Annotated in this window: 22 protein-coding genes and 1 tRNA gene; 16 read left to right on the forward strand and 7 right to left on the reverse strand. The window is 72.2% G+C overall.

Features of this window, described 5'->3' with window-relative positions; all coding sequences use genetic code 11:
- The first annotated feature begins 23 nt into the window (after window positions 1–23).
- Genes ACH4SI_RS27520 through ACH4SI_RS27530 form a run of 3 tightly spaced genes read left to right on the forward strand, consistent with a single transcriptional unit; the run spans window position 24 to window position 4207 of the window.
- Window positions 24–2105, forward strand: coding sequence for an acetyl/propionyl/methylcrotonyl-CoA carboxylase subunit alpha (locus ACH4SI_RS27520; protein ID WP_398300271.1), 2082 nt, complete (start codon window positions 24–26; stop codon window positions 2103–2105).
- Window positions 2105–3037 carry a hydroxymethylglutaryl-CoA lyase gene (locus tag ACH4SI_RS27525; RefSeq protein ID WP_398300087.1) on the forward strand — a complete coding sequence of 311 codons (933 nt, stop codon included), beginning with the start codon at window positions 2105–2107 and terminating at the stop codon, window positions 3035–3037. Before ACH4SI_RS27520 ends, ACH4SI_RS27525 begins: the two co-directional genes overlap by 1 nt.
- Before the next feature lie 3 nt (window positions 3038–3040).
- Complete coding sequence (locus ACH4SI_RS27530) at window positions 3041–4207, forward strand: acyl-CoA dehydrogenase family protein (RefSeq protein ID WP_398300089.1); 1167 nt, start codon at window positions 3041–3043, stop codon at window positions 4205–4207.
- Here ACH4SI_RS27530 and ACH4SI_RS27535 read toward each other — a convergent pair whose 3' ends face one another.
- The gene (locus ACH4SI_RS27535) at window positions 4208–5881 is read right to left on the reverse strand and encodes a beta-N-acetylhexosaminidase (RefSeq protein WP_398300091.1); all 1674 of its coding nucleotides are present in this window, start codon (window positions 5879–5881) and stop codon (window positions 4208–4210) included.
- 105 nt (window positions 5882–5986) lie between these two features.
- Here ACH4SI_RS27535 and ACH4SI_RS27540 point away from each other — a divergent pair, with 105 nt between their 5' ends.
- The 3 genes from ACH4SI_RS27540 (at window position 5987) to glmS (ending at window position 9188) form a co-directional block, all read left to right on the forward strand.
- Window positions 5987–6907 (forward strand): DUF4429 domain-containing protein, encoded by a 921-nt coding sequence (locus ACH4SI_RS27540; RefSeq protein ID WP_398300093.1) that lies wholly within the window; start codon window positions 5987–5989, stop codon window positions 6905–6907.
- Between the two features lie 67 nt (window positions 6908–6974).
- A complete protein-coding gene (locus tag ACH4SI_RS27545; protein WP_398300095.1) occupies window positions 6975–7250 on the forward strand; it encodes a hypothetical protein in 276 nt (91 codons plus the stop codon).
- 93 nt (window positions 7251–7343) lie between these two features.
- Entirely contained in the window at window positions 7344–9188 is a 1845-nt protein-coding gene (gene glmS, locus ACH4SI_RS27550; protein ID WP_398300097.1) for a glutamine--fructose-6-phosphate transaminase (isomerizing), read from the forward strand.
- Window positions 9189–9545: 357 nt separating this feature from the next.
- On the opposite strand, the gene ACH4SI_RS27555 is transcribed toward glmS, so the two are convergent.
- Window positions 9546–10067: a universal stress protein gene (locus ACH4SI_RS27555; RefSeq protein ID WP_398300099.1), complete on the reverse strand. Its 522-nt coding sequence runs from the start codon at window positions 10065–10067 to the stop codon at window positions 9546–9548.
- 540 nt (window positions 10068–10607) lie between these two features.
- On the opposite strand from ACH4SI_RS27555, the gene ACH4SI_RS27560 reads away from it, so the two are divergent.
- The 4 genes from ACH4SI_RS27560 to ACH4SI_RS27575 all read left to right on the forward strand — a co-directional run bounded on the left by ACH4SI_RS27560 (window position 10608) and on the right by ACH4SI_RS27575 (window position 13635).
- On the forward strand, window positions 10608–11021 hold the full coding sequence (locus ACH4SI_RS27560; protein WP_398300101.1) for a hypothetical protein: 414 nt from the start codon (window positions 10608–10610) through the stop codon (window positions 11019–11021).
- A gap of 501 nt (window positions 11022–11522) precedes the next feature.
- Window positions 11523–12854 (forward strand): helix-turn-helix domain-containing protein, encoded by a 1332-nt coding sequence (locus ACH4SI_RS27565; protein WP_398300103.1) that lies wholly within the window; start codon window positions 11523–11525, stop codon window positions 12852–12854.
- Between the two features lie 5 nt (window positions 12855–12859).
- Entirely contained in the window at window positions 12860–13468 is a 609-nt protein-coding gene (orn, locus tag ACH4SI_RS27570) for an oligoribonuclease (RefSeq protein WP_398300105.1), read from the forward strand.
- A 94-nt stretch (window positions 13469–13562) separates the two neighbouring features.
- A tRNA-His gene (locus tag ACH4SI_RS27575) sits at window positions 13563–13635 on the forward strand.
- Between the two features lie 56 nt (window positions 13636–13691).
- On the opposite strand, the gene ACH4SI_RS27580 is transcribed toward ACH4SI_RS27575, so the two are convergent.
- The 4 genes from ACH4SI_RS27580 to ACH4SI_RS27595 form a co-directional block, all read right to left on the reverse strand.
- Window positions 13692–13976 carry a hypothetical protein gene (locus ACH4SI_RS27580; protein WP_398300107.1) on the reverse strand — a complete coding sequence of 95 codons (285 nt, stop codon included), beginning with the start codon at window positions 13974–13976 and terminating at the stop codon, window positions 13692–13694.
- Between the two features lie 97 nt (window positions 13977–14073).
- Window positions 14074–14676 (reverse strand): histidine phosphatase family protein, encoded by a 603-nt coding sequence (locus ACH4SI_RS27585; RefSeq protein WP_398300109.1) that lies wholly within the window; start codon window positions 14674–14676, stop codon window positions 14074–14076.
- Window positions 14677–14829: 153 nt separating this feature from the next.
- The gene (locus ACH4SI_RS27590; protein WP_398300111.1) at window positions 14830–15063 is read right to left on the reverse strand and encodes a hypothetical protein; all 234 of its coding nucleotides are present in this window, start codon (window positions 15061–15063) and stop codon (window positions 14830–14832) included.
- A gap of 123 nt (window positions 15064–15186) precedes the next feature.
- Entirely contained in the window at window positions 15187–15924 is a 738-nt protein-coding gene (locus ACH4SI_RS27595; RefSeq protein WP_398300113.1) for a Clp protease N-terminal domain-containing protein, read from the reverse strand.
- Between the two features lie 85 nt (window positions 15925–16009).
- On the opposite strand from ACH4SI_RS27595, the gene ACH4SI_RS27600 reads away from it, so the two are divergent.
- The 3 genes from ACH4SI_RS27600 to ACH4SI_RS27610 are packed head-to-tail and all read left to right on the forward strand — an operon-like array spanning window position 16010 to window position 18839.
- Window positions 16010–16588 (forward strand): TetR/AcrR family transcriptional regulator, encoded by a 579-nt coding sequence (locus ACH4SI_RS27600; RefSeq protein ID WP_398300115.1) that lies wholly within the window; start codon window positions 16010–16012, stop codon window positions 16586–16588.
- Complete coding sequence (locus tag ACH4SI_RS27605; RefSeq protein WP_398300117.1) at window positions 16585–18033, forward strand: MFS transporter; 1449 nt, start codon at window positions 16585–16587, stop codon at window positions 18031–18033. The genes ACH4SI_RS27600 and ACH4SI_RS27605 overlap by 4 nt, the downstream gene beginning before the upstream one ends.
- A 41-nt stretch (window positions 18034–18074) precedes the next feature.
- Window positions 18075–18839 carry a HEAT repeat domain-containing protein gene (locus ACH4SI_RS27610; RefSeq protein ID WP_398300119.1) on the forward strand — a complete coding sequence of 255 codons (765 nt, stop codon included), beginning with the start codon at window positions 18075–18077 and terminating at the stop codon, window positions 18837–18839.
- Between the two features lie 55 nt (window positions 18840–18894).
- Here ACH4SI_RS27610 and ACH4SI_RS27615 read toward each other — a convergent pair whose 3' ends face one another.
- Window positions 18895–19167 (reverse strand): hypothetical protein, encoded by a 273-nt coding sequence (locus tag ACH4SI_RS27615; protein ID WP_398300121.1) that lies wholly within the window; start codon window positions 19165–19167, stop codon window positions 18895–18897.
- Window positions 19168–19267: 100 nt separating this feature from the next.
- Between ACH4SI_RS27615 and ACH4SI_RS27620 the strand changes: the two genes are divergently transcribed.
- The 3 genes from ACH4SI_RS27620 (at window position 19268) to ACH4SI_RS27630 (ending at window position 24948) form a co-directional block, all read left to right on the forward strand.
- Window positions 19268–20794 carry a N,N-dimethylformamidase beta subunit family domain-containing protein gene (locus tag ACH4SI_RS27620; RefSeq protein ID WP_398300123.1) on the forward strand — a complete coding sequence of 509 codons (1527 nt, stop codon included), beginning with the start codon at window positions 19268–19270 and terminating at the stop codon, window positions 20792–20794.
- 199 nt (window positions 20795–20993) lie between these two features.
- On the forward strand, window positions 20994–22355 hold the full coding sequence (locus ACH4SI_RS27625; RefSeq protein ID WP_398300125.1) for a hypothetical protein: 1362 nt from the start codon (window positions 20994–20996) through the stop codon (window positions 22353–22355).
- A gap of 112 nt (window positions 22356–22467) precedes the next feature.
- Window positions 22468–24948 carry a glycosyltransferase gene (locus tag ACH4SI_RS27630; RefSeq protein ID WP_398300127.1) on the forward strand — a complete coding sequence of 827 codons (2481 nt, stop codon included), beginning with the start codon at window positions 22468–22470 and terminating at the stop codon, window positions 24946–24948.
- The last annotated feature ends 10 nt before the right edge of the window (window positions 24949–24958 follow it).

Genomic DNA, 24958 nt, shown 5'->3' on the forward strand with positions numbered 1-24958 from the left:
ACCCGATGAGTGCGGCGCATGCGATGTTCGACACGGTCCTGGTGGCCAACCGCGGGGAGATCGCGGTGCGCGTCATCCGCACCCTGCGGCGGCTCGGCGTCCGCTCGGTCGCCGTCCACAGCGATGCCGACGCGGACGCCCGGCACGTCCGGGAGGCGGACACGGCCGTGCGGATCGGCCCGGCGGCCGCCGCGGAGAGCTATCTGTCGATCGAGCGGCTGCTGGAGGCGGCGGCCCGCACCGGCGCCCAGGCCGTCCACCCCGGCTATGGCTTCCTCGCGGAAAACGCGGCGTTCGCCCGCGCCTGCGCCGACGCCGGGCTCGTCTTCATCGGCCCGCCGGCCGGGGCCATCGAGCTGATGGGCGACAAGATCCGCGCCAAGGAGACCGTGCGCGCGGCCGGGGTGCCCGTGGTGCCGGGCTCCTCGGGCAGCGGGCTGGGCGACGCCCAGCTCATCGACGCCGCCCGGGAGATCGGCACCCCCGTGCTGCTCAAGCCCTCCGCGGGCGGCGGCGGCAAGGGCATGCGGCTGGTGCGGGACGAGGCGCTGCTCGCCGACGAGATCGCGGCCGCCCGGCGCGAGGCGCGCGGCGCGTTCGGCGATGACACGCTGCTGGTCGAGCGCTGGATCGACCGGCCGCGCCATATCGAGATCCAGGTGCTGGCGGACGGCCACGGCCAGGTGATCCATCTCGGCGAGCGCGAATGCTCGCTGCAGCGACGCCACCAGAAGATCATCGAGGAGGCGCCCAGCCCGCTGCTGGACGACACCACCCGGGCGCTGATGGGTGAGGCCGCGGTGCAGGCGGCCCGATCGTGCGGCTACGTGGGCGCGGGCACGGTGGAGTTCATCGTGCCGGGCGCCGACCCGTCCGCGTACTGCTTCATGGAGATGAACACCCGCCTCCAGGTCGAGCACCCCGTCACCGAGCTGATCACTGGGCTCGATCTGGTGGAGTGGCAGCTGCGGGTCGCCGCGGGCGAACCGCTGCCCTGCGGACAGGACGGCATCGCCTTCGACGGCCATGCGGTGGAGGCCCGCATCTGCGCCGAGACCGCCCGTGTGGCGGGCGACGGCCGGGTGGACTTCCTCCCGTCGGCCGGGCCGGTGCTCGCCCTGGACGAGCCCGCGGGCGAGGGGGTGCGCGTGGACTCCGGGCTGAGCACCGGCACGGAGGTCGGCACGGTGTACGACCCGATGCTCGCCAAGGTCATCGCCCACGGCCCGGACCGCGCCACGGCGCTGCGCCGGCTGCGCGCCGCCCTCGGCTCCCTGACCGTCCTCGGCGTCGACACCAACACCGGCTTCCTCCGCCGCCTGGCCGCCCACCCGGAGGTCGCCTCGGGTGAGCTGGACACCGGTCTGGTCGACCGCGCGGCGGCCTCGCTCCTGCCGTCCACGATCCCCGACGAGGTCTACGCGGCCGCGGCGCTGCTGCGCCAGGCGGCGCTGGAGCCGCGTCCCTCGCGGGGCGGCGGGTCCGGTGCGGATGCCTGGCTCGATCCGTTCTCGGTCCCGACCGGCTGGCGGCTGGGCGCCGACCCCGCCTGGACGGTCCACCGGCTGCGGATTCCCGGCCACGAGCCGGTGACGGTCCGCGTGCGCGGCCGGGCCCACGAAGCGCGGGTCCGTATCGAGCGCGCGGACGGCCACGGCGGCGAGCCGGACGGCACGGCGGCGCGGCTCATCGGGCTGGACGACGGGGCCGTGCTGCTGGAGCTGGGCGGGGTCACCCACCGCTTCCGGCATGTCGTCCACGGCGCGAGCCACTGGCTGGGGCAGGGCGGGGATGCCTGGCGGGTGGTGGGGCATGACCCCATTGAGGAGGCGCTGCGCGGCGGGGCCGCCGCGGCGCACGCAGGCGAGCTGACGGCCCCCATGCCCGGCACCGTCACCGTCGTGAAGGCGGCCGTCGGGGACGAGGTCACCGCGGGCCAGGGCCTGCTGGTGGTCGAGGCGATGAAGATGGAGCACCTCATCTCCGCCCCGCACGACGGGACCGTCACCGAGCTGGAGGTGACCCCCGGCAGCACGGTCGCCATGGACCAGCTGCTGGCGGTGGTCGCCCCGCGCGAGACCCCCGAGACCGAGGAGCGTGCGTGATGACCCTTCCCATGACCGTCCCGGCCCCGGGGCTGCCCGCCCGGGTGCGCATCCATGAGGTGGGGCCGCGGGACGGGCTGCAGAACGAGAAGACGCTCGTGCCGGTCGCCGTGAAGGCCGAGTTCATCCGGCGGCTGGCCGACGCGGGGCTGACCACCATCGAGGCCACCAGCTTCGTCCGCCCGGAGTGGGTGCCACAGTTGGCCGACGCCGAGCAGCTGATGCCGCTGATCGACGACGTGCGCGCCCGGCTCCCGGTGCTGGTGCCCAATCAGCGCGGTCTGGAGCGCGCGCTCGCGCTGGGCGCGCGCGAGATCGCCGTGTTCGGCAGCGCGACCGAGTCGTTCGCCAAGGCCAACCTCAACCGGACGGTGGACGACGCGCTCGCCATGTTCGAGCCGGTCGTCACCGCGGCGCGCGAGGCGGGCGTGACCGTGCGCGGCTATCTGTCGATGTGCTTCGGCGACCCCTGGGAGGGCCCGGTCCCGATCTCGCAGACCGTCTCGGTGAGCCGCCGCCTGATCGACATGGGGTGCGACGAGGTGAGCCTCGGCGACACCATCGGCGTGGCCACCCCCGGCCATGTGCGGGAGCTGCTGGCCACGCTGGGCGAGGCGGGCATCCCCGCCGACCGGCTGGCCGTCCACTTCCACGACACCTACGGCCAGGCCCTCGCCAACACCCTCGCCGCCCTCCAGTACGGCGTGACCACCGTCGACGCCTCCGCGGGCGGCCTGGGCGGCTGTCCGTACGCCAAGAGCGCCACCGGCAACCTCGCCACCGAGGACCTGGTCTGGATGCTCGACGGCCTCGGCATCGAGACCGGGGTCGACATCCGCCGTCTCACCGCCACCAGCGTGTGGATGGCCCGGCACCTGGGCCGACCCAGCCCGTCCCGCACCGTCCGCGCTCTCTCCCAGAAGGAGATGTGAGTCATGGCGATCGACCATCGTCTCTCCCCCGAGCACGAGGAACTGCGCCGCACCGTCGAGGCGTTCGCGCACGATGTGGTCGCCCCGAAGATCGGGGAGTACTGGGAGCACCATGAGTTCCCGTACGAGATCATCCGCGAGATGGGCCGGATGGGGCTGTTCGGCCTGCCCTTCCCGGAGGAGTACGGCGGGATGGGCGGCGACTACTTCGCGCTGTGCCTGGCCCTGGAGGAGCTGGCCCGGGTGGACTCCTCCGTCGCGATCACCCTGGAGGCCGGGGTCTCCCTCGGCGCGATGCCGATCTTCCTGTACGGGACGGAGGAGCAGAAGCGCCAGTGGCTGCCCGGGCTCTGCTCCGGGGAGACCCTGGGCGCCTTCGGCCTCACCGAGCCGGGCGGCGGCTCCGACGCGGGCGCCACCCGCACCACGGCCCGGCTGGACGAGACCACCGGCGAATGGGTGATCAACGGCACCAAGTGCTTCATCACCAACTCGGGTACGGACATCACCGCCCTGATCACCGTCACCGCCGTCACCGACCGCACCGAGGACGGCCGCCCCAAGATCTCCTCCATCATCGTGCCGTCCGGCACCCCCGGCCTCAGCGTCGCCGCCCCCTACTCCAAGGTCGGCTGGAACGCCTCGGACACCCGTGAGCTGTCCTTCGCCGACTGCCGCGTCCCGGCCGCCAACCTGCTGGGCGACCTGGGCCGCGGCTACGCCCAGTTCCTCCGCATCCTCGACGAGGGCCGCATCGCGATCTCCGCCCTGGCCACCGGGCTGGCCCAGGGCTGCGTGGACGAGTCGGTGTCCTACGCCAGGACCCGCGAGGCCTTCGGCCGCCCCATCGGCGCCAACCAGGCCATCCAATTCAAGATCGCCGACATGGAGATGCGCGCCCACATGGCCCGCGTCGCCTGGCGCGACGCGGCCTCCCGCCTGGTGAGCGGCGAGCCGTTCAAGAAGGAGGCGTCGATCGCGAAGCTGTATTCCTCGGAGGTCGCGGTCACCAACGCCCGCGAGGCGACACAGATCCACGGCGGATACGGCTTCATGAACGAATACCCGGTGGCCCGCATGTGGCGGGACTCCAAGATCCTGGAAATCGGCGAGGGGACGAGTGAGGTGCAGCGGATGCTGATCGCACGGGAGTTGGGATTCGCAAGCTGATCACCCGGCGGGCCAGGGGATCTGCGGGGAGCGGTAATAGTCGATGCCCAGGGCGTCCCAGCGGGGCGCCTGGGCGGCGAGGCGCACCCGATAGTCGTCCCAGTTGTGCGTGGACCGGGGCGACCAGCCCAGTTCCGCGATGCCGGGGAGGCGGGGGAAGGCCATGTATGCGATGTGGGCACTGGTGGAGAGGGTCTCCGACCACAGCGGGGCCTCCACGCCGAGGACCGAGGACGGCGGGGCACCGGCGATGTAGCTGCCCGGGTCCCAGTCGTAGGACTGCTTCGCCTCGACGTATCCGGCCCAGCTGAGTCCCAGCGGGGTGCTCGGGTCGTACTTCATGTCCAGGTAGGCGCGGTTGGCGGGCGAGAGGATGAGGCGGGTGCCGTTCTTGGCGGCGTCGGCGACCTCCTTCTCGCTGCCGTTGGTCCCCCAGTACTGGGCGATCGCCCCCTTCGCGGGGCGGGCGCCGGTCAGCTGGTGCCAGCCGACCACGGTCTTGCCGTACTTGGCGACGATCGGCTGGACCCGGTCCATGAAGGCCACGTAGTCGGCGTGGCTGGTGGAGTGCGCCTCGTCGCCGCCGATGTGGAGGTAGCGGCCGGGGGTGAGGGCGGCGAGTTCGCGGATGACGTCGTCGACGAAGTCGTACGTCACCTCCTTGGGCGCGCACAGCGAGCTGAAGCCGACCTCGGTGCCGGTGTAGAGCGGCGGGGCGACGCCGTCGCAGTTGAGGTCGGCATAGGAGGCGAGGGCTGCGTTGGTGTGGCCGGGCATGTCGATCTCAGGGACGACGGTGAGATGGCGGGAGGCCGCGTACCGCACGATCTCCCGGTAGTCGGCCTTGGTGTAGAAGCCGCCGGGCCCGCCGCCGACCTGGGTGGAGCCGCCGTACGTCGCCAGCCGGGGCCAGGAGTCGATGGCGATCCGCCAGCCCTGGTCGTCGGAGAGATGCAGATGCAGCTTGTTGATCTTGTAGAGGGCGAGCTGGTCGACGTACGCCTTGACCTGGTCGACGGTGAAGAAGTGCCGCGAGACGTCGAGCATCGCGCCCCGCCAGGCGTAGCGCGGCACATCGGTGATGGTGCCGCCGGAGATCCGCCAGGGGCCGGGCTGCCGGGTGGCGCGTTCGACGGACGCGGGCAGCAGCTGACGCAGCGTCTGGATGCCGTGGAAGAGCCCGGCGGACGTACGGGCGCTGATGGTGACGGCGCGCCGGGTCACCTCCAGCCGGTAGCCCTCCGCGCCGAGCCTCTCCGCCCCGAGCCTCTGCGCGCCGCGCTGTGCCGCGTCGCGCCGTGATGCGTCGCGTTGCCGTACGTCGCGCACGATCCGCAGCCGGATGCCGTCCCCGCCCCCGCGCGCGGTGACCGGCAGCCGGTAGCCGGTGGAGGGGCGCAGCACGCCCGCCAGATAGTCGCCCGCCGTGCGCGCGGCGCGGGAGCCGGGGGCCACCCGGATCTGGGTCGTCGGGCGAAGCGTGTACGGGCTCTTGCCGGGCCGTACGGAGGCGGGCGCGGGCACGACCCGGTCCAGCGGCACCGGCACGTCGCCGGCGGCGACGCCGGACGTGGCCGAGGAAGAGGGTGCGGCGGTGGCGGCGGTCCCTGCCCCCGCCCCCGTCGCCACGGTCAGCAGGAGGGAGCACAGCAGGCGAGCACGGCGTCGTCTCAAAGGGGTTCCCTTCAACGAAGCGGGTCGCATCTTGCGTACCGCGACGCCCAGTTGGGGTCAAGGTGTAGACCAATGTGTCGCTGTGTGCCTGTCAGAATTCACCCCATGGCGGAAATCACCCAGCGCGATGGCGCCTGGACCTTTGACGGTGAGTCGGTACGGATCGTCCCCGGGCGCGACAAGAACGTGCACCTGGCGCGGCAGGCGCTCGGCGAGCTGACGGTGCCCCTGGAGGCGCTGGCGGGCGTCGCGTACGAACCGGGGCGCAAGTCCGGTCGGCTGCGGCTGCGGTTGCGCGCGGGTGCCGATCCGTTGGCGCAGGCCACGGGCGGCAAGCTGCCGGACGCGGCCGATCCGTATCAGCTGTCGGTCGACCCGGACCGCACCGGCGTCGCCGAGTATCTGGTCGACGAGGTCCGGCAGGCCCTGCTGCTCGACCAGGTGCCGTCCGGCCCGTGCGACCGCTATCTGCTGCCCGGTCCTCCGGTGCCGGTGTCGGCGACGGCGGGTGACGCCACCGCGTCCTTCGACGGTGAGCGGATCCGGCTGGAATGGAACTGGAAGACGGAGGAGTCGAAGAAGTCCGGCGGCCCCCGCACCATCCCGCTGGCGGACCTGGCGGCGGTGGAGTGGTTCCCCGCCGCCGGGCTGGAGAACGGCTTCCTCCGCTTCACCGTGGGCAAGGCGACGGCGACGGCCGCGCCCAAGTACGACCCGCACGCCGTCGTCCTGTACGGCTTCCGCAAGGATCCGCTGATGGCGCTGGTCGCGGCCGCCGTCACGGCCCGGATGCCGCATCCGTTCGCCCCGCCGGAGCCCGCCGACGCGCCCCCGGCCCTGGACGCGCCCCCGGCCCTGGACACGGCCCCCGGCGGGCTCCAGAAACCCGAGGAGGGTGACGAGGACCACGACGCCCTGCTGCGACGCCTGCGCGCACTCGGCGATCTTCACCAGAGCGGGGTCCTCACCGAGGAGGAGTTCACCACCGCCAAACAGGCCGTGCTCCGCCGGTTTTCTCGCCATTAAGGTCAGAGCCTGCCCGATATCGGGCAGAAATTTTGCGAAACACCCCTCGGGGCCTCAGTATCTACGGATGCTCGATCGCCGGATGTCCCACGACGACCTCATCGACCACCTGGTCCGCAGTACGCCGCTCAGCCGCGGCGAGGCGGCCCGGGTGGTGCTGGACGTGCTGGCGTACTTCGACGAGACGACGGAGGAGTTCGTCCGGCGACGCCACCGTGAGCTGCAGTCCGGCGGACTGACCAACACGGACATCTTCGAGCGGATCACGGCCGAGCTGCCGTACCGCGCGGTGGCACCGCCCGAACTCTCGCTGCGCCAGCTGCGCCGCATCGTCTACGGCTGACGTCGCCACCACGCCCGGACAGGCGGCCGCCACCGCCGGCACGAAACGGGCGCGAGCATTCATGATCGATTCAATCGGGAGGGCCTGAACACCATGTGCGGAATCGTCGGGTACATCGGGAAACGCGACGTGGCGCCGCTGCTGCTGGAGGGGCTGCAGAGGCTGGAGTACCGCGGCTACGACTCCGCGGGCATCGCCGTCCAGGCCAAGCCGGGCAAGGGCGCACAGAACGGGCAGTCCGCCGCCGGGCTGAAGACCGCCAAGGCCAAGGGCCGGGTCCGCGACCTCGAAGCCAAGCTGCCCAAGCGCTTCGCGGGCACCGCGGGCATCGCGCACACCCGCTGGGCCACCCACGGCGCGCCCAATGACGTCAACGCCCATCCGCACCTGGACGCGGACGGCAAGGTCGCGATCGTCCACAACGGCATCATCGACAACGCCTCCGACCTGCGCGCCAAGCTCGCCGCCGACGGTGTGGAGCTGGTCTCCGACACCGACTCCGAGGTCCTCACCCACCTCATCGGCCGCTCGCAGGCGGCCACCCTGGAGGAGAAGGTCCGCCACGCGCTCGCCCTGGTCGAGGGCACGTACGGCATCGCCGTGCTGCACGCGGACTTCCCGGACCGCATCGTCGTCGCCCGCAACGGCTCCCCCGTGGTGCTGGGCATCGGCGAGAAGGAGATGTTCGTCGCCTCGGACGTCGCCGCGCTGGTCAGCCACACCCGCCAGGTGATCACCCTGGACGACGGCGAGATGGCCACCATCAAGGCCGACGACTACCGCACCTACACCACCGAGGGCAGCCGCACCGCCCCCGCGCCGACGACGGTGGAGTGGGAGGCCGAGTCGTACGACATGGGCGGCCACGACACATACATGCACAAGGAGATCCACGAGCAGGTCGACGCCGTGGACCGGGTGCTGCGCGGCCGGATCGACGACCGCTTCTCCACCGTCCGGCTGGGCGGGCTGAACCTGGACGCGCGCGAGGCGCGCGGCGTCCGCCGGGTGAAGATCCTCGGCTGCGGTTCGGCGTACCACACGGGTCTGATCGGCGCGCAGCTGATCGAGGAGCTGGCCCGGATCCCCGCGGACGCCGAGCCCGCGAGCGAGTTCCGCTACCGCAACCCGGTCGTGGACCCGGACACCCTCTACATCGCGGTCAGCCAGTCCGGCGAGACGTACGACACGCTGGCCGCCGTCCAGGAGCTGAAGCGCAAGGGCGCGCGGGTGCTGGGCGTCGTCAACGTCGTGGGCAGCGCGATCGCCCGCGAGACGGACGGCGGCGTGTACGTCCACGCCGGTCCGGAGGTGTGCGTCGTCTCCACCAAGTGCTTCACCAACACCGCCGTCGCCTTCGCGCTGCTCGCCCTCCACCTGGGCCGTATCCGCGACCTTTCGGTCGCCGACGGCAAGCGGATCATCGCGGGGCTGCGCAAGCTGCCCGAGCAGATCGCGGAGGTGCTGCGCGGCGAGGAAGAGATCAAGAAGCTCGCCGCGGAATACGCGAATGCAAAGAGCATGATGTTCGTCGGGCGGGTGCGCGGCTACCCGGTGGCGCGCGAGGCGTCCCTGAAGCTGAAGGAGGTCTCCTACGTCCACGCCGAGGCGTACCCGGCCTCCGAGCTGAAGCACGGGCCGCTCGCGCTCATCGAGCCCGAGGTGCCCACCGTCGCGGTTCTCCCGGACGACGATCTGCTGGAGAAGAACCGCGCGACGCTGGAGGAGATCAAGGCCCGCAGCGGCCGGATCCTGGCCGTCGCGCACCAGCGGCAGGAGAAGGCGGACCACACGATCGTGGTACCGCGCAACGAGGTCGAGCTGGACCCGATCCTGATGGGCATCCCGCTGCAACTGCTGGCGTACCACACGGCGCTGGCGCTCGGCCGGGACATCGACAAGCCGCGCAACCTGGCGAAGTCGGTGACCGTGGAGTGACCTTGGGCCCGGCGGTCCCCCGCGTGCGCCACCACGCACGCGGGGGCCGCCCCTGGGCCGGCGTCGCCCTTACGCCGGCGCTGGCCACCGCGCGAGAACCGTCACTTCCCGCCCGGCGCCACGCCGAACGGTTTATGCCCCGCACACGTGCCCAATCCACCTCTACGCACGGGTAGTTTTCGCAGGTGTCAAGATGGTCTTGGGTCCATCTCGGCTGCGGGAAAAGGGAGTTGAGGCTGTCCAGTTCTGAACGTCCGCCCACAGCGGTGCCCGAACGGAGGTTTCAGCGCGGGACGGCTGGAGAAAAGCTCGGGGCTCGATGGCCAGGCCAAGACCCGGCCTTGGCCGGGTCCGGGCTCAGGGGACGACGATGACGGGCCGCTGCGCGCGCCGCGCGAGGCGCCCCGCGACGGAGCCGAAGATCCGCCCCACCAGCCCGTGCGTGGAGCCGACCACGATGGCGTCGGCCGCGTACTCCCGGCCGACCTCCTCCAGCTCATGACAGATGTCGCCGCCCCGCTCGACGAGGATCCACGGCACCTCGGTGAGGTGATCGGCACAGGCCAGCTCGAGGCCCAGCACCTCGGTGCGGTGATCGGGAACGTCGACGAAGACGGGGGGCTCACAGCCCGCCCAGACGGTCGTCGGCAGCCGGTTGGCCACATGGACGATGATCAGACCTGAGCCGGAACGCCGGGCCATGCCGATGGCGTACGCGAGGGCGCGCTCGCTCGATGTGGAACCGTCGAATCCGACCACGACGCCGTGCTGGAAGGCTGGATCGCAGGAATGACGTGTTTCTTCCGCCGCTTGGGGGTGCGCCAGGTGATCGGCGACCCGCTTGCGGTCCGCGGGTTCGGGGATTTCGTGACCGGCCATCGGTGTCTCGGCGAAGGGTGTCCTCGTGCGGAGGAATACGGCGGGGACTCAGGTTGAAGTTGGCGGGGGACTAGAGCTCCGCTAGAGCTTGAGACGAGTATCGAACGAAGAAAATCCGTCCGGGATTCATCTTTCCAAGCCCTTACCCCCTAGGGTACGGCGTCATTCCTAGCCCGCCCAGAGGTTGCCCCGGCAGCGGAGCGGCCGAAGCGTTCCCCGGAGCATGCCGGAGGGCGGCCCGTAACGCAATGCCCCAAGTGGTCCCGACTCGGACCGCGCCGACCCCTCGCGTACGCCGTGCGGTCGCCCCGCAGTGACCTGTCGGCGGGCCGGGCGTTGTAGTAGCCGCGGAGCGATCACCTCCGTACGGAACAGACCGGACGGCCCGTACCGGCCGCCGCCACCATCTCCCCACGGACCCTCCCGGAGGCCGGTCCCGACCCGTGCCGGAGCCCCGTTCCACCGCTCTTCCACCGTCCGCCGACCCGCTTTCCCCTCATCCGTCCACCATCTGTCCACCGCGCGAGAGGAGCCGCCACCGTGTCAGGCATCCGTGAGTACGACGCCCCCGGCGCCCCGCCCGGCGACGGCCCGGGGCACCTCCACGACGGCCTCCGCCGCGGCACCCCCGGCCGCCCTCGCGGTGGCACCCTGGGCGACCCCCGAGGCGGCCCCGGCCCCAGTGGCCCCGGCTGCGACCCGGTGAACGAGGTCATCCGCTGGTCCGCCTTCGGCTGCGCCGTGGTCCCCGCCGTCCTCCTCCTCTGTGGATCACCGCCGAGCGGCGCGGCGGGCGCCGCCGTGGGCCTCGCCGCCGTGACCGCCGCCAGCCACTCCCTTCTGCGCTACTACGAACGCGCCATCGCCCGGCTGGGCGGCGGCGCGGCGAGCCCGCACCGCGGGCGGCACGGACGCACCGGGATCGGGACGCACCGGGGCGGCCGGCGGAGCTGACGCCGTCCCCGGGCCGACGGCGCGACCCGGCAAGGCCCGGAAACGGTTCCCGACGACGCCCGAAGCGCGCCACGTCGTACTCCGTACACACAACCGCCCTGCGGGATGAGCCGGTCGTACGCCGGTCGAAGTACCCGTCCGCACGTCTGCGCCCGCTGGTTTTCAGCCAACTTCGCATCCCAGTTCTTCCCTTGGCAAACGCCATGCTCAACCCCCTTCCTGCCAGCGTGGAAAGGGGTACGAGCGGCCCGTACCCCCTACGGGAAGTGGGCGTCAGCTGGAGGCCCACTTCACAGCGAGGGCTACGAGTGCAACGCTTCGTGATCGAATGCTTCGCGCCAAGTTGTCATGTCGACATAGTGGCGGGTGGTGAACTGGTCACGGCGACCACACGCGACACAGTAGATTCGATCTTGGCCATGACCGGCGGGGGAACCGTTCAGGACCGAGGGGAAACGTGCAGGACCGAGAGGACGCGACCACCGAGGGGGGCTTAGAGCCATGAGCCAGGACTCCACGACGACCGTACCGGAGACCTCGCGCAAGCTCTCCGGACGCCGGCGACGAGAAATCGTCGCGGTGCTGCTGTTCAGCGGCGGACCGATCTTCGAAAGCTCCATCCCGCTCTCCGTCTTCGGTATCGACCGGCAGGACGCCGGAGTCCCTCGGTACCGATTGCTGGTGTGCGCGGGCGAAGATGTGCCACTGCGAACGACTGGCGGACTGGAACTGACCGCACCATACGGCCTGGAGGCGCTGTCCCGGGCCGGCACCGTCGTCGTACCGGCCTGGCGGTCGATCACCCAGCCGCCACCGGCCGCCGCGCTCGACGCGCTGCGGCGCGCGCACGAGGAGGGCGCGCGCATCGTGGGCCTGTGCACCGGGGCCTTCGTACTGGCCGCCGCGGGGCTGCTCGACGGCCGCCCGGCGACCACGCACTGGATGTACGCGCCGACGCTGGCCAAGCGCTACCCATCCGTCCACGTGGATCCGCGCGAGCTGTTCGTGGACGACGGCGACGTACTGACCTCGGCGGGCACCGCCGCCGGGATCGACCTGTGCCTGCACATCGTGCGCACCGACCACGGCGCGGACGCCGCGGGGGCCCTGGCCCGCCGGCTCGTCGTACCGCCGCGCCGCAGTGGAGGGCAGGAGCGCTACTTGGACAGGTCGTTACCAGAGGAGATCGGCGCGGATCCGCTCGCCGAGGTCGTGGCGTGGGCGCTCGAGCACCTGCACGAGCAGTTCGACGTCGAGGCCCTGGCCGCCCGCGCCTATATGAGCCGGCGCACGTTCGACCGCCGGTTCAGGTCGCTCACTGGGAGCGCTCCACTCCAGTGGTTGATCACCCAGCGGGTGCTCCAGGCCCAGCGGCTCCTGGAGACCTCCGACTACTCGGTCGACGAGGTCGCCGGGCGCTGCGGCTTCCGGTCCCCGGTCGCGCTGCGCGGGCACTTCCGGCGGCAGCTGGGGTCCTCCCCGGCCGCCTACCGGGCCGCGTACCGGGCCCGCAGGCCCCAGGGCGGCGCCCCGGACCGCGGCCCGGACCGGCTGGACCGGATGGAGCGGGCCGAACGGCTCGGCGGCGGCGACCGCGCCGAGATGCTCGAACAGCGCCCCGGTGAGCACGCCATGCCGCTGCGCCGGCCCGGCGGACCCGTCACGCATACGAGCCACCACCATCACCCTCCGCACTCGCCGCATCCACCGGGCGGTACGGAACCGGGCAAACCGGAATCCGATGCGTACGCCCCCCGCCTGCCCGAGCAGGCCACGGGTCGCGCTCCGGGCCGTCCGACCCTGCCCGGCCAGCGGGAACGCCCCGTAGGGTGAGACGTATGAACGATCGCATGGTGTGGATCGACTGCGAGATGACCGGGCTCTCGCTGTCGGACGACGCGCTCATCGAGGTGGCCGCGCTGGTCACGGACTCCGAGCTGAACATTCTGGGCGACGGAGTGGACATCGTTGTCCGGCCACCCGCCGAGGCGTTGACCACCATGCCCGAGGTGGTGCGGGAGATGCACACGGCCTCCGGACTGCTCGCGGAGCTGGACGGCGGGACCACGCTCGCGGATGCCGAGGCGCAGGTCCTGGCGTACATCCGCGAGCAGGTCCCGGACGCCGGCAAGGCCCCGCTGTGCGGAAACTCGGTCTCCACCGACCGCGGTTTCCTCCTGCGCGACATGCCGACGCTCGAGGCGTACCTCCACTACCGGATCGTCGACGTCTCGTCGATCAAGGAGCTGGCCCGCCGCTGGTACCCGCGGGCCTACTTCAACAGCCCGAAGAAGAACGGCAACCACCGCGCACTCGCCGACATCCACGAGTCGATCGCCGAACTGCGCTACTACCGGGAGGCCGTCTTCGTCCCGCAGCCCGGCCCGGACTCGGACACGGCGAAGTCCATCGCGGCCCGCCACGTCCTGCCCGCCCGGCAGCCGTGACGACTCGCTCCCGGCACGCACCACAAGCCGGGAGCGAGCACCCCCGCCGACCCTGTATAGTTTTTCTCGGCCGGTGCGAAGAACGCCGGTCGTGGTGGGTATAGCTCAGATGGTAGAGCACCTGGTTGTGGTCCAGGATGTCGCGGGTTCAAGTCCCGTTACTCACCCTGAACGATGAAGGGCCGACCTGCGGAAGCAGGTCGGCCCTTCATCGTGCCCGTGCTTACGCGCTACCTGCCATCTGCCGTTTCCGCTCCCCGTCGGCGTGTGCCTCACCCATCAGCGAGCCTTCTTCCTGCTCGTAGTGGGACAGCGCGATACCGAGGCCGAAGAAAGTGGGCGCCCACTCTCCGACGAAGATTCCCCACCGGTCGGCCCGGTCGAGGCCCCGTCCGGGCTCGGCACGCAGCGAGGCGGCCCAGGTCAGCACGGACAGTCCGATGGAGACGACGGCGGCGGTGTAGGCGTGCTCGCTGCGCAGGCCCATGTCGTGGAGTTTCTTGATCACGGTGGTCCTCCTCCGGAGGTTCCCCCTCGGGACCACCCTTGTGTGCCCAGGCCCGCGCGATTGACACAGTCCGTGCCTGCCTGCCTGCCTGCCGCGATCAGACCGGCTCGGTGCCCCAGTGGGTGACGGTCCAGCCTCGCCGGGGGTCGCCGTCCAGGGTGATGGTCTGGGTGTTCTCCAGGGGGTTCCGGGCGGCATAGGCGGGGTCGATGTTGTGGGCTCGGACGGCGGTCCAGGTGCGGATGGACGCGCCATGGCTGACGACGGTGACGTGCTCCGCGCCCGAAGCGGCGATCTCCTCGATCACCTCGTCGTAGCGGGCCAGGGCCTCCTCGCCCGTCTGGCCTCCCGGCATCCGCAGGTCCGTCTGGCCCGCGGCCCAGGCCATGACCGTCTTGAGGTAGAGCTGGACGGACTCGGTGTCCTCGCGCATCTCCAGGTCGCCGGCGATCAGTTCGCGCACGCCCTCGCGGACGACGACATCGAGGCCCCGCTCGCGGGCGAGGGGGGCCGCCGTCTGCTGGGCGCGGCGGAGGGGGGACGCGTACAGGGCGTCGATCCGCTCGGCCGCGAGACGTTCCACCAGCCTCTCCGCCTGCTGCTGCCCGAGCGCGGTGAGTTCGGCACCCGGCATGTCGGTGTCGAGGGCGTGGCGGACGTTGGAGGTGGTCTGGCCATGGCGGACGAGCAGGAGACGCATGTGCGGCGGGCGTCCTCTCCGGGGAGCGGGCACGGGGAGCGGCGCCCGGCCGGGGGCCGGGACGCCGTCCTCATCGTCGCTCAGCCGGTCCGGGGAGGGAACACGCGACGGCGTCGCGCACCTCACACTCCCCGGGCCGCGGAGTCCGCGGGCTCAGCCGTCGGCCGGGGCCGGATGTCGTACGGCCTTCTTCACGGCGGACTCCAGCGCGACCCGGCTGAGGCCCGCTTCCTTGGCGTGCTCGGTGACGGCGGTCTGCACGGTGACCGCGGCGTCGTACCAGTGCTTCCACTGGGTCTCGCGTTCGGCGTCCGCGAGTCCGGCCAGTTTGGCGTGCTCGGCGTCGGCGGCCTGCTGGAGGGAGATGAGTCTGTCGGGGATGTCCACGCGTTGGATCATAAGTCCGACGCTTCGGGCGTATGTGCGTACCTCTCGCGCTACGCCGCCCGTACGACCCGTTCAGCGGGCAGACCCAGGGCAGATCCAGCAGGCCGCTCCGGTCCCGGTGGCTCAGTTCGCCTGGATCTGCTCCAGCATCCGGGCCACGGACGCCTCGACACCGGCCTTGTCGATGCCGAGGTCCGCGAGCACGCCCGAGCCGTCCTCGTGCTCGAGGAGGGCGAGCAGGATGTGCTCGGTGCCGATGTAGTTGTGGCCCAGGCGCAGGGCCTCGCGGAAGGTGAGTTCGAGGACCTTCTTGGCGCCCGCGTCGAAGGGGACGAGTGCGGGCATGTCGTCGGCGGCGGGCGGGAGGGCGGCGGTGGCGGCCTGGCGGACGGAGTCCAGGAGGACGTCCTGGGCGAGGATCGCCTTGGCGGCCAGGCCCTCGGGCTCGGCCAGCAGGCCGAGGACGAGGTGGGCGGGGAGGATCTCGGCGTTGGTGGCGGCGCGGGCCTCGTTCTGGGCGGAGACCACGACGTTCCGGGCGCGCGGGGTGTAGCGGGAGAAGCCCTGGCCGGGGTCGAGGTCCTGGGCGGCGGCACCCTTGGGGACGAAGCGCTTCTGGGCCGCCTGCCGCGTGACTCCCATGCACTTGCCGATGTCGGTCCAGGAGGCGCCCGAGCGGCGGGCCTGGTCGACGAAGTGCCCGATGAGGTGATCGGCCACCTCGCCGAGGTGATCGGCGGCGAGGACGGCGTCGGTGAGCTGTTCGAGGGCGTCCGTGTGGACCTTCTTGATGGCCTCGATCAGGTCGTCGAGGCGCACGGGGTGCGTCGTGCCGGTGGGCTTCGGGTCTGAGTTCGTCATGTGTCAACTATGGGTTGACACCCCCCTCATGTCAACCCATGGTTGACAGTAGACAGTGTCTACTGTCGAGTGGTAGACACTGTCCATGAGTGACGAGGACACGGGCCTACGGGCCCGACTGGTCGATGTGGGCGTCGAGTTGGTGGGCCGCGAGGGCGTATCGGCCCTGACGCTGCGCGAGATCGCGCGGCAGGCCGGGGTCTCGCACGGGGCCCCGCGGCGCTACTTCCCGACGCATCTGTCGCTGCTGTCGGCCATCGCACGGCGCGGCTTCGAGGCGCTGGCCCGGGAGGCCGGGGCGGCGGTCGGGGACGGGGAGTTGGGGCCCCGGGAACAGTTGATGGCGCTGGGCCGGGTCTATCTGGAGTTCGCGCGGGCCAACCGTGGCATGTTCGAGCTGATGTTCCGTCACGACCTGCTGGAGAGCAACCGGTTGGGACTGCGGGAGTCCAGCCTGCCGTTGTTCGAGGTGCTGGTGGGGCTGGTCCGACGCGTACGGGCCCTGGAAGCCGCCGAGGCGGGCGTCGTCGCGGGGGCCCTGTGGGCCAATCTGCACGGCATCGCACAGCTGCGGGAGTGGGGCAGCCTCCGGCTCGCGACCGGCTCCGAGGACGTCGAGCCGCTGCTGCGGGCGGCGATGGACGCCCACCTGGGGGCGGCATGACGACGACGTCGCGGCAGCGGCTCACCCTCGTCGGCAGCGTCACCGGCGCCGCGATCGTCGCCCTCGACGGCACCGTGCTGACCGTCGTCCAGCCCGCCCTGCAGCGCGATCTGCACGCCTCGTTCGTGCAGGTCCAGTGGACCAGCACGGGCTATCTCATCGCCGTCGCCGGCCTGCTGGTGTTCGCCGGGCGCCTCGGCGACCGGTATGGCCACCGCCGGGTGTTCGCGGTCGGCACGCTCGGCTTCGCCGCCGCCTCGGCGGGGATCGGGGTGGCGCCCGGCATCGGCTGGGTGATCGGGCTGCGGGTCGCGCAGGGCGTGTTCGGCGCGCTGCTCCAGCCGGCCACCCTCGGGATGCTGCGCGCCGCGTACCCGCGCGACCGGCTCGGGATGCCGATCGCGCTGCGCACCAGCGCCATCGGGGTGGCGGCCGCCGCCGGGCCGATCGTGGGCGGGGCGCTCGCCGCGCAGTTCGGCTGGCGGTCGGTCTTCTTCCTCGGCGTGGCGCCCGCGGTCGTGGTCGGCGTGCTGGCGCTCGTCGTACGCGTCCCGGCGGACGGGCCGCGCGGCGGCGTGGCGCTCGACCTGCCGGGCGCCTGTCTGCTGGCGCTGGCCCTGGTGTGCCTGGTCCATACCCTCGCCGGGATTCCGGAGACCGGCCGACCGGCGGCCACCGCGCTCGGGTTCCTCGCCGCGGCGGCCGCCGGGGGCGCGTTCGTACGTCACGGGCGCCGGACGCCGAACCCGCTGGTGCCGCCCGGCGTGCTCCGCTCGGCGACGGTGGCCTCGGCGCTCGGGATGCTGCTGACGGCGTCGGCGGCGCTGTTCGGGACGCTGTTCGTCGGCACGTACTTCCTCCAGGACGTCCTCGCCCTGGACCCGTTGGAGAGCGGGCTGCGGGTGCTGCCGCTGGCCGCGACGATGGTGCTGGGCGCGCCGGTCGCGGCCGTCCTCCAGCACCGGTACGGGGCACGGCGTACGGCGGGCGCGGGGATGGTCCTCGTCGCGCTCGGCATCCTGCTCTTCTCCCGGCTCGACCGGGCCGCGACCGCCCCGGAGATCGGCGGCTGCTTCTTCGCGATCGGGGCCGGTTTCGGCACCGTGATGGTCACCGCGACGGCCGTCATCGTGCACCACGCGTCCCTGGAGCACGCGGGGGTGGCGGGCGGCCTCCAGCAGACCGCGATGAACATCGGGCCGACGCTGGGGGTGGCCGCCGCGACGATGCTGCTGCGGCTGCCGGGCGGCGGGAGCGGGGCCTTCGCCTCCGCCATGGGCCCCGCCCTGGCCGTCCTCGCGGCGGTCGCGGCACTCGGCGCGCTGCTTACGGTCGCCCTGCCGGGCCGTGGGTCCGGCCCGTACGGAGCCCCCGGCGGAGATCCGGAGGGAGTTCGTGGAGCCCCGCCCCGAAAAGCCGTGGGGAGCGGCGGAGGGCCCGTCTAGCATCGGCGCCATGGCGATGTTCGTGCACCTTGACACCCGGCGTGAACGAGGCCCGCGTCCGGCGCGCGGGGATCAGGGCCGTCAGCCGCGGGCACGGGGGCGGGCGGGGAGTCTTCTGCTTCCCCGTGCTGTCGTCGTACACGCTCACCCACCAGTGGTTGCGCGAACTCGCCCGGCGCGAGGGGCCGCGCGGCCTCGTCGCGACAAGCCTGCGGCTGCCGGACGACGAGCGGGTCACGGTGGGCCCGTACAACGGCGTCCCCGTTGAGACGACCGCGAGCGATGCGGTCCGGCGAGTGGCCGCGCTGACCGACCCCCGGGGCTGGGAGGTGTTCGTGCCGCGCGCCGTCACCCGGCGCGAGGTGCACCGCGTCCGGGCGGCCCGACAGGTGACCGGGTGGCGCTACTTCCCCGGCTCGCACGGCGTGATCCCGTGCACCTGCGCCGGCTGCCGGGTACGCGGGGAGTACGGGTCGCGGCGGCTCCGCGAGCGACGACCGCATCCCCTCGACGGGCCGGCTCCCCCGGTCCCGGTACTGCTGGAACGGATCGAGGCGGCGGCCGGTGTGGAGGAGCTGTGTACGGCGCTGCGCTGGTTCGGGCTGCGCCGCCGGGGGCCCGTGGAGCGGCTGGCGCGGCTGGCCGGGCATCCCGACGGGAGCGTACGGACGGCGCTGGCCGAGGCCGTCGCGCGGTGGTCGACACCGGGAGTCGACGCGCTGCTCGACCGGCTCGCGACCGACCCCGATCCGGAAGTCCGGGAGGTCGCCGAGATGATCGCGGAGACACGGGCCGACGAGCCGTGACGGCAACGGCAGTTGGCAGCCAGTACGGCGGTACAACGACGAACCCGGCGGCCGCTCAGGCGCGCGGCTCGGATTTCGGTGGGTGGCGGGGCCACCAAGGGGTCCAGGTGAACTTGTCGCCGCCGACCCAGCGGACGACGTCCGGGTCGTCCAGGTCGATGTCCTCGAAGCCGAGCTGGCGGGCGATCCCGATGATGTCCAGGACCGAGTGCGCCTTGCCGACCAGCTCCCCCGCGACCTCCACCAGGCGGTAGGGCGGAGTGCCGTGCTGGACGCCGAGCACCACCATCGTCGGCCGGGTGACGCGCGGGCTCTCGCTCTCGGTCATGGCTCCACGCTGCGGCCCGGGAACCGTCGTCGCTACCCCGGAGGCCCCGGACGGGCGACTCCGGCTCGCCGGTCGGTGGGGGGCGCCGGACGATGGGGCCGTGGACCGCAGACGCTTCCTCGGAGCCGCCGCCGGGGCCGCCGGGGCCACGGTGGCGGGCTGTGACGCGGACCGGAAGGGCAGGCCGACGCCCAGGTCCCGTGCCTCGCGCCGCGCGCGCGAGGCGGCAGAACGGGCCCTGCCCGGCAGCCCGGACTGGCGCATCCGGTCCCTCGGGCCGGCCGACGCCGTCCAGGGGTACGCGGACCGGGTGAGCGTGGTGCCGGGCGAGGAGTTCGGGCTGTACGTGTCGACGACGGCGCCCGGCTTCCGGGTCTCGGCGTACCGGGTCGGCTGGTACGGCGGGGCGCAGGCGCGGCTGGTGTGGCGTTCGCGGCGGGTCGACGGGAAGCGGCAGGGCGCCCCGGAGGTCACCGTCGGCACCCGTACGGTCGAGGCCGGCTGGCGGCGGTCCCTCACGATCGGCACCACCGGCTGGCCCGAGGGCGCGTATCTGCTGCGGCTGGACGCGGACCACGGCCATCAGCGGTACGTGCCGATCGTCGTCCGCTCCCGCCGGGCGCGCGGCCGGACGCTGCTGATGCACGCGGCGGCGACGTGGCAGGCGTACAACACATGGGGAGGTTTCAGCCTCTACCAGGGGCAGGACGGCGCGTACGGGACGCGTTCGCTGGCGGTGAGCTTCGACCGGCCGTACGCGGGCAACGGGGCCGAAAAGTTCCTCGTGTACGAGCGGGCGGCGGTGGTGCTCGCCGAGCGGCTGGGCATTCCGCTCGCGTACACCACCGGGGTGGATGTCGCCCTGGACCCGGCCGTGCTCGACGCCGCGACGGCCGCGCTCTCGCTCGGCCATGACGAGTACTGGACGCCGGAGCAGCGGGCGCATGTCACGCGGGCGCGGGACGCGGGGACCAATCTGGCCTTCCTCGGCGCGAACGCCTGCTTCCGCCGGATCAGGCTCGAACCGGGGCCGGGCGGGGCGCCCGCGCGCACGGTGGTCTGCTACAAGACCGCCTACCGCGACGACCCCTATCTGGTCGGCCACCGCCGCGACATGGCGACCACCGACTTCCGGCTGCCCCCGGGGGCCGATCCCGAGTCGTCGCTGATCGGAGTGATGTACGAGGGCTATCCGACGGACGCACCCTATGTCGTCCTGGACGGCGGCCACTGGCTGTTCAAGGGGACGGGAGCGGAGCGCGGGACCGCCTTCGATCATCTGGTGGGAGTGGAGTACGACCGGGTCACCCCGGGCGACCCCACCCCCGAGCCGCTGGAGATCATCGCCCACTCGCCGCTGGTCTGCCGGGGCAGGCACAGCCATTCCGACTCCGCGTACTACACCGTGGAGAGCGGGGCGGGCGTCTTCGCGAGCGGGACGATGCGCTGGGTCGAGGCGCTGATGGCGGGGACCCAGGAGAACGGCCGTGACCACGGCATGGACTCCCGCACGCGAGAGTTCGTCACCCGCACCACCGAGAACCTGCTGCGCGCCTTCGCGGCGGGGCCTTCGGGTAAGACCCAGCCGCGACCGAAGGACAACGTGCGCAGCGTGTACCGCGCGTAGGCCCCGGCCTGATGATTGCCGGGCGAACAGGGATCTTCCGTACGGCCGGGAAAGGGCCGAAGATCAGGTCCACGGGTGGGGGCGGTGCCCTCGGCCTGATACGGAACGGGAGGCTCTCATGCGGGAATCGCGAGAATCGCGGGAATCTCGGGAATCGCGGCGATCGAAGAAGACCCGGCGCGGCGCGTTACGCCGCCGGATGGCCTGGCCGGCCGCCGTCGCGGCGGTGGTCGCGGCCGGTGCGACGCTGTTCACGGGCGCGGCGTCGCAGGCCGCCGTGGCCGACAACCCCGGTGCGCTGAAGCGGCTCACCACCTCGTCGGAGCTGGCGAAGCTGACGCTCACCGAGAACACGGTGTCACCGGACACCATCGCCGAGCTGGACTCGCGGCTGCCCAACGTCGGCGTCGACACGGTGCTGAGCAGCGCCAACCACCCCATGACGAGGACCGACTCGGGGTGCCGCGCCTCGGAGAAGGCCGCGCTGCCGATCACGCCGAAGGCCGCCTCGGCGTACTGCTTCGACGACGGCGACGCGCTGACCCAGCAGTGGCTTCCGCAGTCCGTCACCTCGTCCGGGGACGCGGACGACGACGGCGTGTGGGGCACCAACAAGGTGATCCTGTCCGGCTGGACGCACAACGACCACCTCAACGACGAGTACCCCTCCGAGCCCGACGAGGACAAGGCGCTCGCCCGGGTCGCGTTCATCGACGCCAATGACCCGGCGAACCTGAAGTACCGCTGGGTGCTGCTCGCGGTGCCGACCGAGGGCGGCGCGAACTTCGCCAAGCTGGGCTCGCACCTGGGTGGGATGGTCTGGTACGGGGACAAGCTGATCGTCACCGCGTCCAACGGCGACGCGCACAACAACGCGCTCTTCGTCTTCTCGATGAAGCACATCCTCCAGGCCACGAAGAGCGACCACGCGATCGGCAAGGTCGACGGCGGCTACTCGGCCCACGGCTACCAGTACGTGATGCCCGCCATCGGCTCGTACAGCCTGGGCGGGAAGTGCTCGTCGGCGAACGACGACGCCATCCCCTGCTTCGCCTCCCTCTCGCTGGACCGCTCCAGCAGCCCGCACCGCATCGTCGCGAACGAATGGTTCTCCTCGGGCGGTACGCAGCCCGCGCGGCTGTTCCGCTACGACCTCGCGCCGGTGACGAACGACATGCCGCTCGCGGTGAACGGTGCGAAGAAGGCGGCGGCCGCGGACGCGTACGAGACCAAGGCGGTCGGCGTGCAGGGGACGTTGTCGTACCAGAACACCTGGTACGTGCCCAGCGCGCGCGGCGGTCCCGGCCAGCACGGCATCATGTGGCGGCAGAACACGGACGGGGCCACGGGGACGAGCTGTTCGGGCAGCCCGGCCGTCGCGTGCTGGGCCAAGCACTCCGAGGGCATGTCGCTGTGGTGGCGGACGAAGACGGTGTGGTCGGTGACCGAATGGGCCGCCGACGCGAACGGGGACTGGCAGGACCCGGCGTCCAGCGGCTGGGAGGACCGGGTGGTGCCCGAACGGGTGCTGTTCTCGGTGCCGTTGTCCTCCCTCGGCTGACCGCCTCCAGCAGGGCCTTCCCGCCCGGTCCGGCGCGTGCGCTGGGCCGGGCGGGTGACGCCCCGCCGACGCGCCCCGTCCGATGGACAGGTCGCACGGACATACTGTGCGGATGCCTGAGAAGCAGGGAATTCCGCACCTTATTCACCAGACCTGGAAGAACACGGACGTACCGCCCGACTGGCGGACGTGGTCCGAGACCTGGCGCCGGCACCATCCCGACTGGGAGTACCGGCTGTGGACGGACGCCGACAACCGGGCGTTCCTCGAAGAGCACTACGCCTGGTTCCTGCCCATCTATGACGGCTATCCCGAGCCGATCAAACGGGCGGACGCGATCCGCTACTTCCTCCTCGACCATTTCGGCGGGCTGTACGTCGACATGGACTTCGAGTGTCTGCGCCCGGTGACCGGGCTTCTCGCCGGGAAGGAACTCGTCCTCGGTCTCGAGCCGGAGGAACACGCCGGACTGCCGTGGAACCGCCGCAGCGGTCTGGCGCGCATCGTCGGCAACGCGTTCATGGCGTCGCGGCCGGGGCATCCGTTCTGGCCGCATGTGCACCGGCAGCTCGTGGGCGCCCACGCCATGCCCGGCCCGCTGGACGCGACGGGCCCGTTCCTGCTCACGCGCGCGGTCGACAGCGCGCCGGCGGACTGCTCGATCACGATCCTGGGCGCGGAAACCGTGTACCCCACGCTGAGCGCCCACGCGGAGGAGTTGTTCGGGCAGCGGGACGTGGATCGGGACCGCGCCCACGCCATGCACCACTGGTCGTGCAGTTGGGCGCGTGAGGACTCCGGTCCACCGGCGGCCTCGACCGGCCGGAAGGTCAGGTTCTGGACGAGCCAGGAGCTGCACCCCTGCGCCCACGGTGTGGTCGATCTCGACGCCCAGCGCCGGCGGTGGGCCTCGGGGTCGGCCGCGCCGACGGTGTCCTGTCTGATGGTGACCAAGGACCGGCTGCCGTTGGCCGAACGGGCGATCCGGTGCTTCCTCGCCCAGACCTACACCCGCGCGGAACTGGTCGTGGTGGACGACGGCGCGGACGACTCCCTCAAGGAGCACGTACGCGCCCTCGCCGACCCGCGGATCCGCCTGCACCGGCTGCCGCCGGAGGGGCGGACGCTGGGCGAGCTGCGCAACGTCGCGGTGGACCTGGCCACCGGGGCGTACGTGTGCCAGTGGGACGACGACGACCTGTACGACCCGGAGCGGCTGGAGATCCAGATGGCGGCGGTCCTCGGACTGGACGCCACGGCGTGCTTCCTGGCCCGTGAGCGGCTGTGGTGGCCCGCGCGCCGCAAGCTGGCGCTCTCCGGGGTACGCGTGTGGGAAAGCTCCATGCTCTGCGCGAAGGACGCGCTCCCCCGCTATCCGCACCGTCGGAGCGGCGAGGACTCCCCGGTCGCGGAGGCCGTGGTGCGCGGCGGACGGACGGTGGCCCTGGACGCGCCGGAGCTGTACACGTACGTGATCCACGAGGCCAACACGTTCGACGAGCCGCACTTCGCGAGCCTCTTCGACGCCGCCACCCAGGTGTGGCCCACGGGCGACTCCTATACGGACCACGTGCACGCGATGGCGGCACGGCTGCCCCTCGCCCCGGCGGATGTCCTCGCCGCCGAGAACTCGGCCGCCGCCGCACGGGACACGGCCGCCGCCGCGCGGGCCACGGCCCCGGACACCGCCGGGCGCGTCCCCCGCACCAGACGCCCCGCCCCCGTGGACGTGCGCGCCGACACCGACGGGCACCCACCGCTCCTCGTCCTCACCCCCGTCAAGGACGCCGCCGCCTTCCTGCCGCGCTACCTCGACAACCTCCACACCCTCGACTACCCCCGCGACGCGGTCTCCGTGGGCCTGCTGGAGGGCGACAGCCGGGACGGGACCTGGGAGGCCCTCCAGGACGCGCTGCCCGCGCTGGAGGCGGAGTTCCGGCGCGTCACCCTCGTACGGCGCCACTTCGGCCTGGAGCTGGCCGGGCCGCGCTGGGAGCCCGCCGTCCAGCGGCAGCGGCGGTCGGTGCTGGCGAGGGCCCGTAACCACCTGCTGTCCCGCGCCCTCGCCGACGAGCGGTGGGTGCTGTGGCTCGACGTCGATGTGACCGACTACCCGATCGACCTCGCCCAGCGCCTGCTGGGCGCCCGCCGGGAGATCGTCGTCCCGCACTGCGTCACCGAGCCCGCCGGGCCCAGCTTCGACCTCAACACCTTCGTGCTGCGCCCCGACGCCCACACGCTGAACTGGGATCAGTGGCTCCGGGACGGCATCCTGCAGCCGCCGAAGGGGTTCGGCCGGATCTATCTCGACGAGCTGCGCGCCCACGAGAGGGTCCGCGTCGACGCGGTCGGCGGTACGGCCCTCCTGGTCCACGCCGATCTGCACCGCGACGGCCTGGTGTTCCCGGCCGTTCCCCACCGCAGGCTGATCGAGACCGAGGGACTGGCCGCGCTGGCCCAGGACATGGGCGTCGAGTGCTGGGCGCTGCCCGCGGTGGAGGTGGTGCACCCCCACCACCCGGGCGAGCGCTCCATGAGCCAGGCAGGTGAAGGTGCCGCCGCTTCCGAAGCCCGCGCCGGGAGCGCTCGTTAGCCGATTATCC

This window comes from Streptomyces sp. NPDC021212, from assembly GCF_044332925.1.
In the GTDB taxonomy this organism is placed as follows: Bacteria; Actinomycetota; Actinomycetes; order Streptomycetales; family Streptomycetaceae; genus Streptomyces.

Excerpts from the sequence above, each read along its gene's own strand:
- ACH4SI_RS27605 (WP_398300117.1), top strand. The coding sequence starts at position 16,585 with ATGACGACGACGTCGCGGCAGCGGCTCACCCTCGTCGGCAGCGTCACC.
- ACH4SI_RS27540 (WP_398300093.1), top strand. The coding sequence starts at position 5,987 with ATGGCGGAAATCACCCAGCGCGATGGCGCCTGGACCTTTGACGGTGAG.
- ACH4SI_RS27630 (WP_398300127.1), top strand. The coding sequence starts at position 22,468 with ATGCCTGAGAAGCAGGGAATTCCGCACCTTATTCACCAGACCTGGAAG.
- ACH4SI_RS27625 (WP_398300125.1), top strand. The coding sequence starts at position 20,994 with ATGGCCTGGCCGGCCGCCGTCGCGGCGGTGGTCGCGGCCGGTGCGACG.
- ACH4SI_RS27525 (WP_398300087.1), top strand. The coding sequence starts at position 2,105 with ATGACCCTTCCCATGACCGTCCCGGCCCCGGGGCTGCCCGCCCGGGTG.
- ACH4SI_RS27530 (WP_398300089.1), top strand. The coding sequence starts at position 3,041 with ATGGCGATCGACCATCGTCTCTCCCCCGAGCACGAGGAACTGCGCCGC.
- ACH4SI_RS27545 (WP_398300095.1), top strand. The coding sequence starts at position 6,975 with ATGCTCGATCGCCGGATGTCCCACGACGACCTCATCGACCACCTGGTC.
- glmS (WP_398300097.1), top strand. The coding sequence starts at position 7,344 with ATGTGCGGAATCGTCGGGTACATCGGGAAACGCGACGTGGCGCCGCTG.
- ACH4SI_RS27595 (WP_398300113.1), bottom strand. The coding sequence starts at position 15,924 with ATGACGAACTCAGACCCGAAGCCCACCGGCACGACGCACCCCGTGCGC.
- ACH4SI_RS27555 (WP_398300099.1), bottom strand. The coding sequence starts at position 10,067 with ATGGCCGGTCACGAAATCCCCGAACCCGCGGACCGCAAGCGGGTCGCC.
- orn (WP_398300105.1), top strand. The coding sequence starts at position 12,860 with ATGAACGATCGCATGGTGTGGATCGACTGCGAGATGACCGGGCTCTCG.
- ACH4SI_RS27600 (WP_398300115.1), top strand. The coding sequence starts at position 16,010 with ATGAGTGACGAGGACACGGGCCTACGGGCCCGACTGGTCGATGTGGGC.
- ACH4SI_RS27565 (WP_398300103.1), top strand. The coding sequence starts at position 11,523 with ATGAGCCAGGACTCCACGACGACCGTACCGGAGACCTCGCGCAAGCTC.
- ACH4SI_RS27615 (WP_398300121.1), bottom strand. The coding sequence starts at position 19,167 with ATGACCGAGAGCGAGAGCCCGCGCGTCACCCGGCCGACGATGGTGGTG.
- ACH4SI_RS27585 (WP_398300109.1), bottom strand. The coding sequence starts at position 14,676 with ATGCGTCTCCTGCTCGTCCGCCATGGCCAGACCACCTCCAACGTCCGC.
- ACH4SI_RS27520 (WP_398300271.1), top strand. The coding sequence starts at position 24 with ATGTTCGACACGGTCCTGGTGGCCAACCGCGGGGAGATCGCGGTGCGC.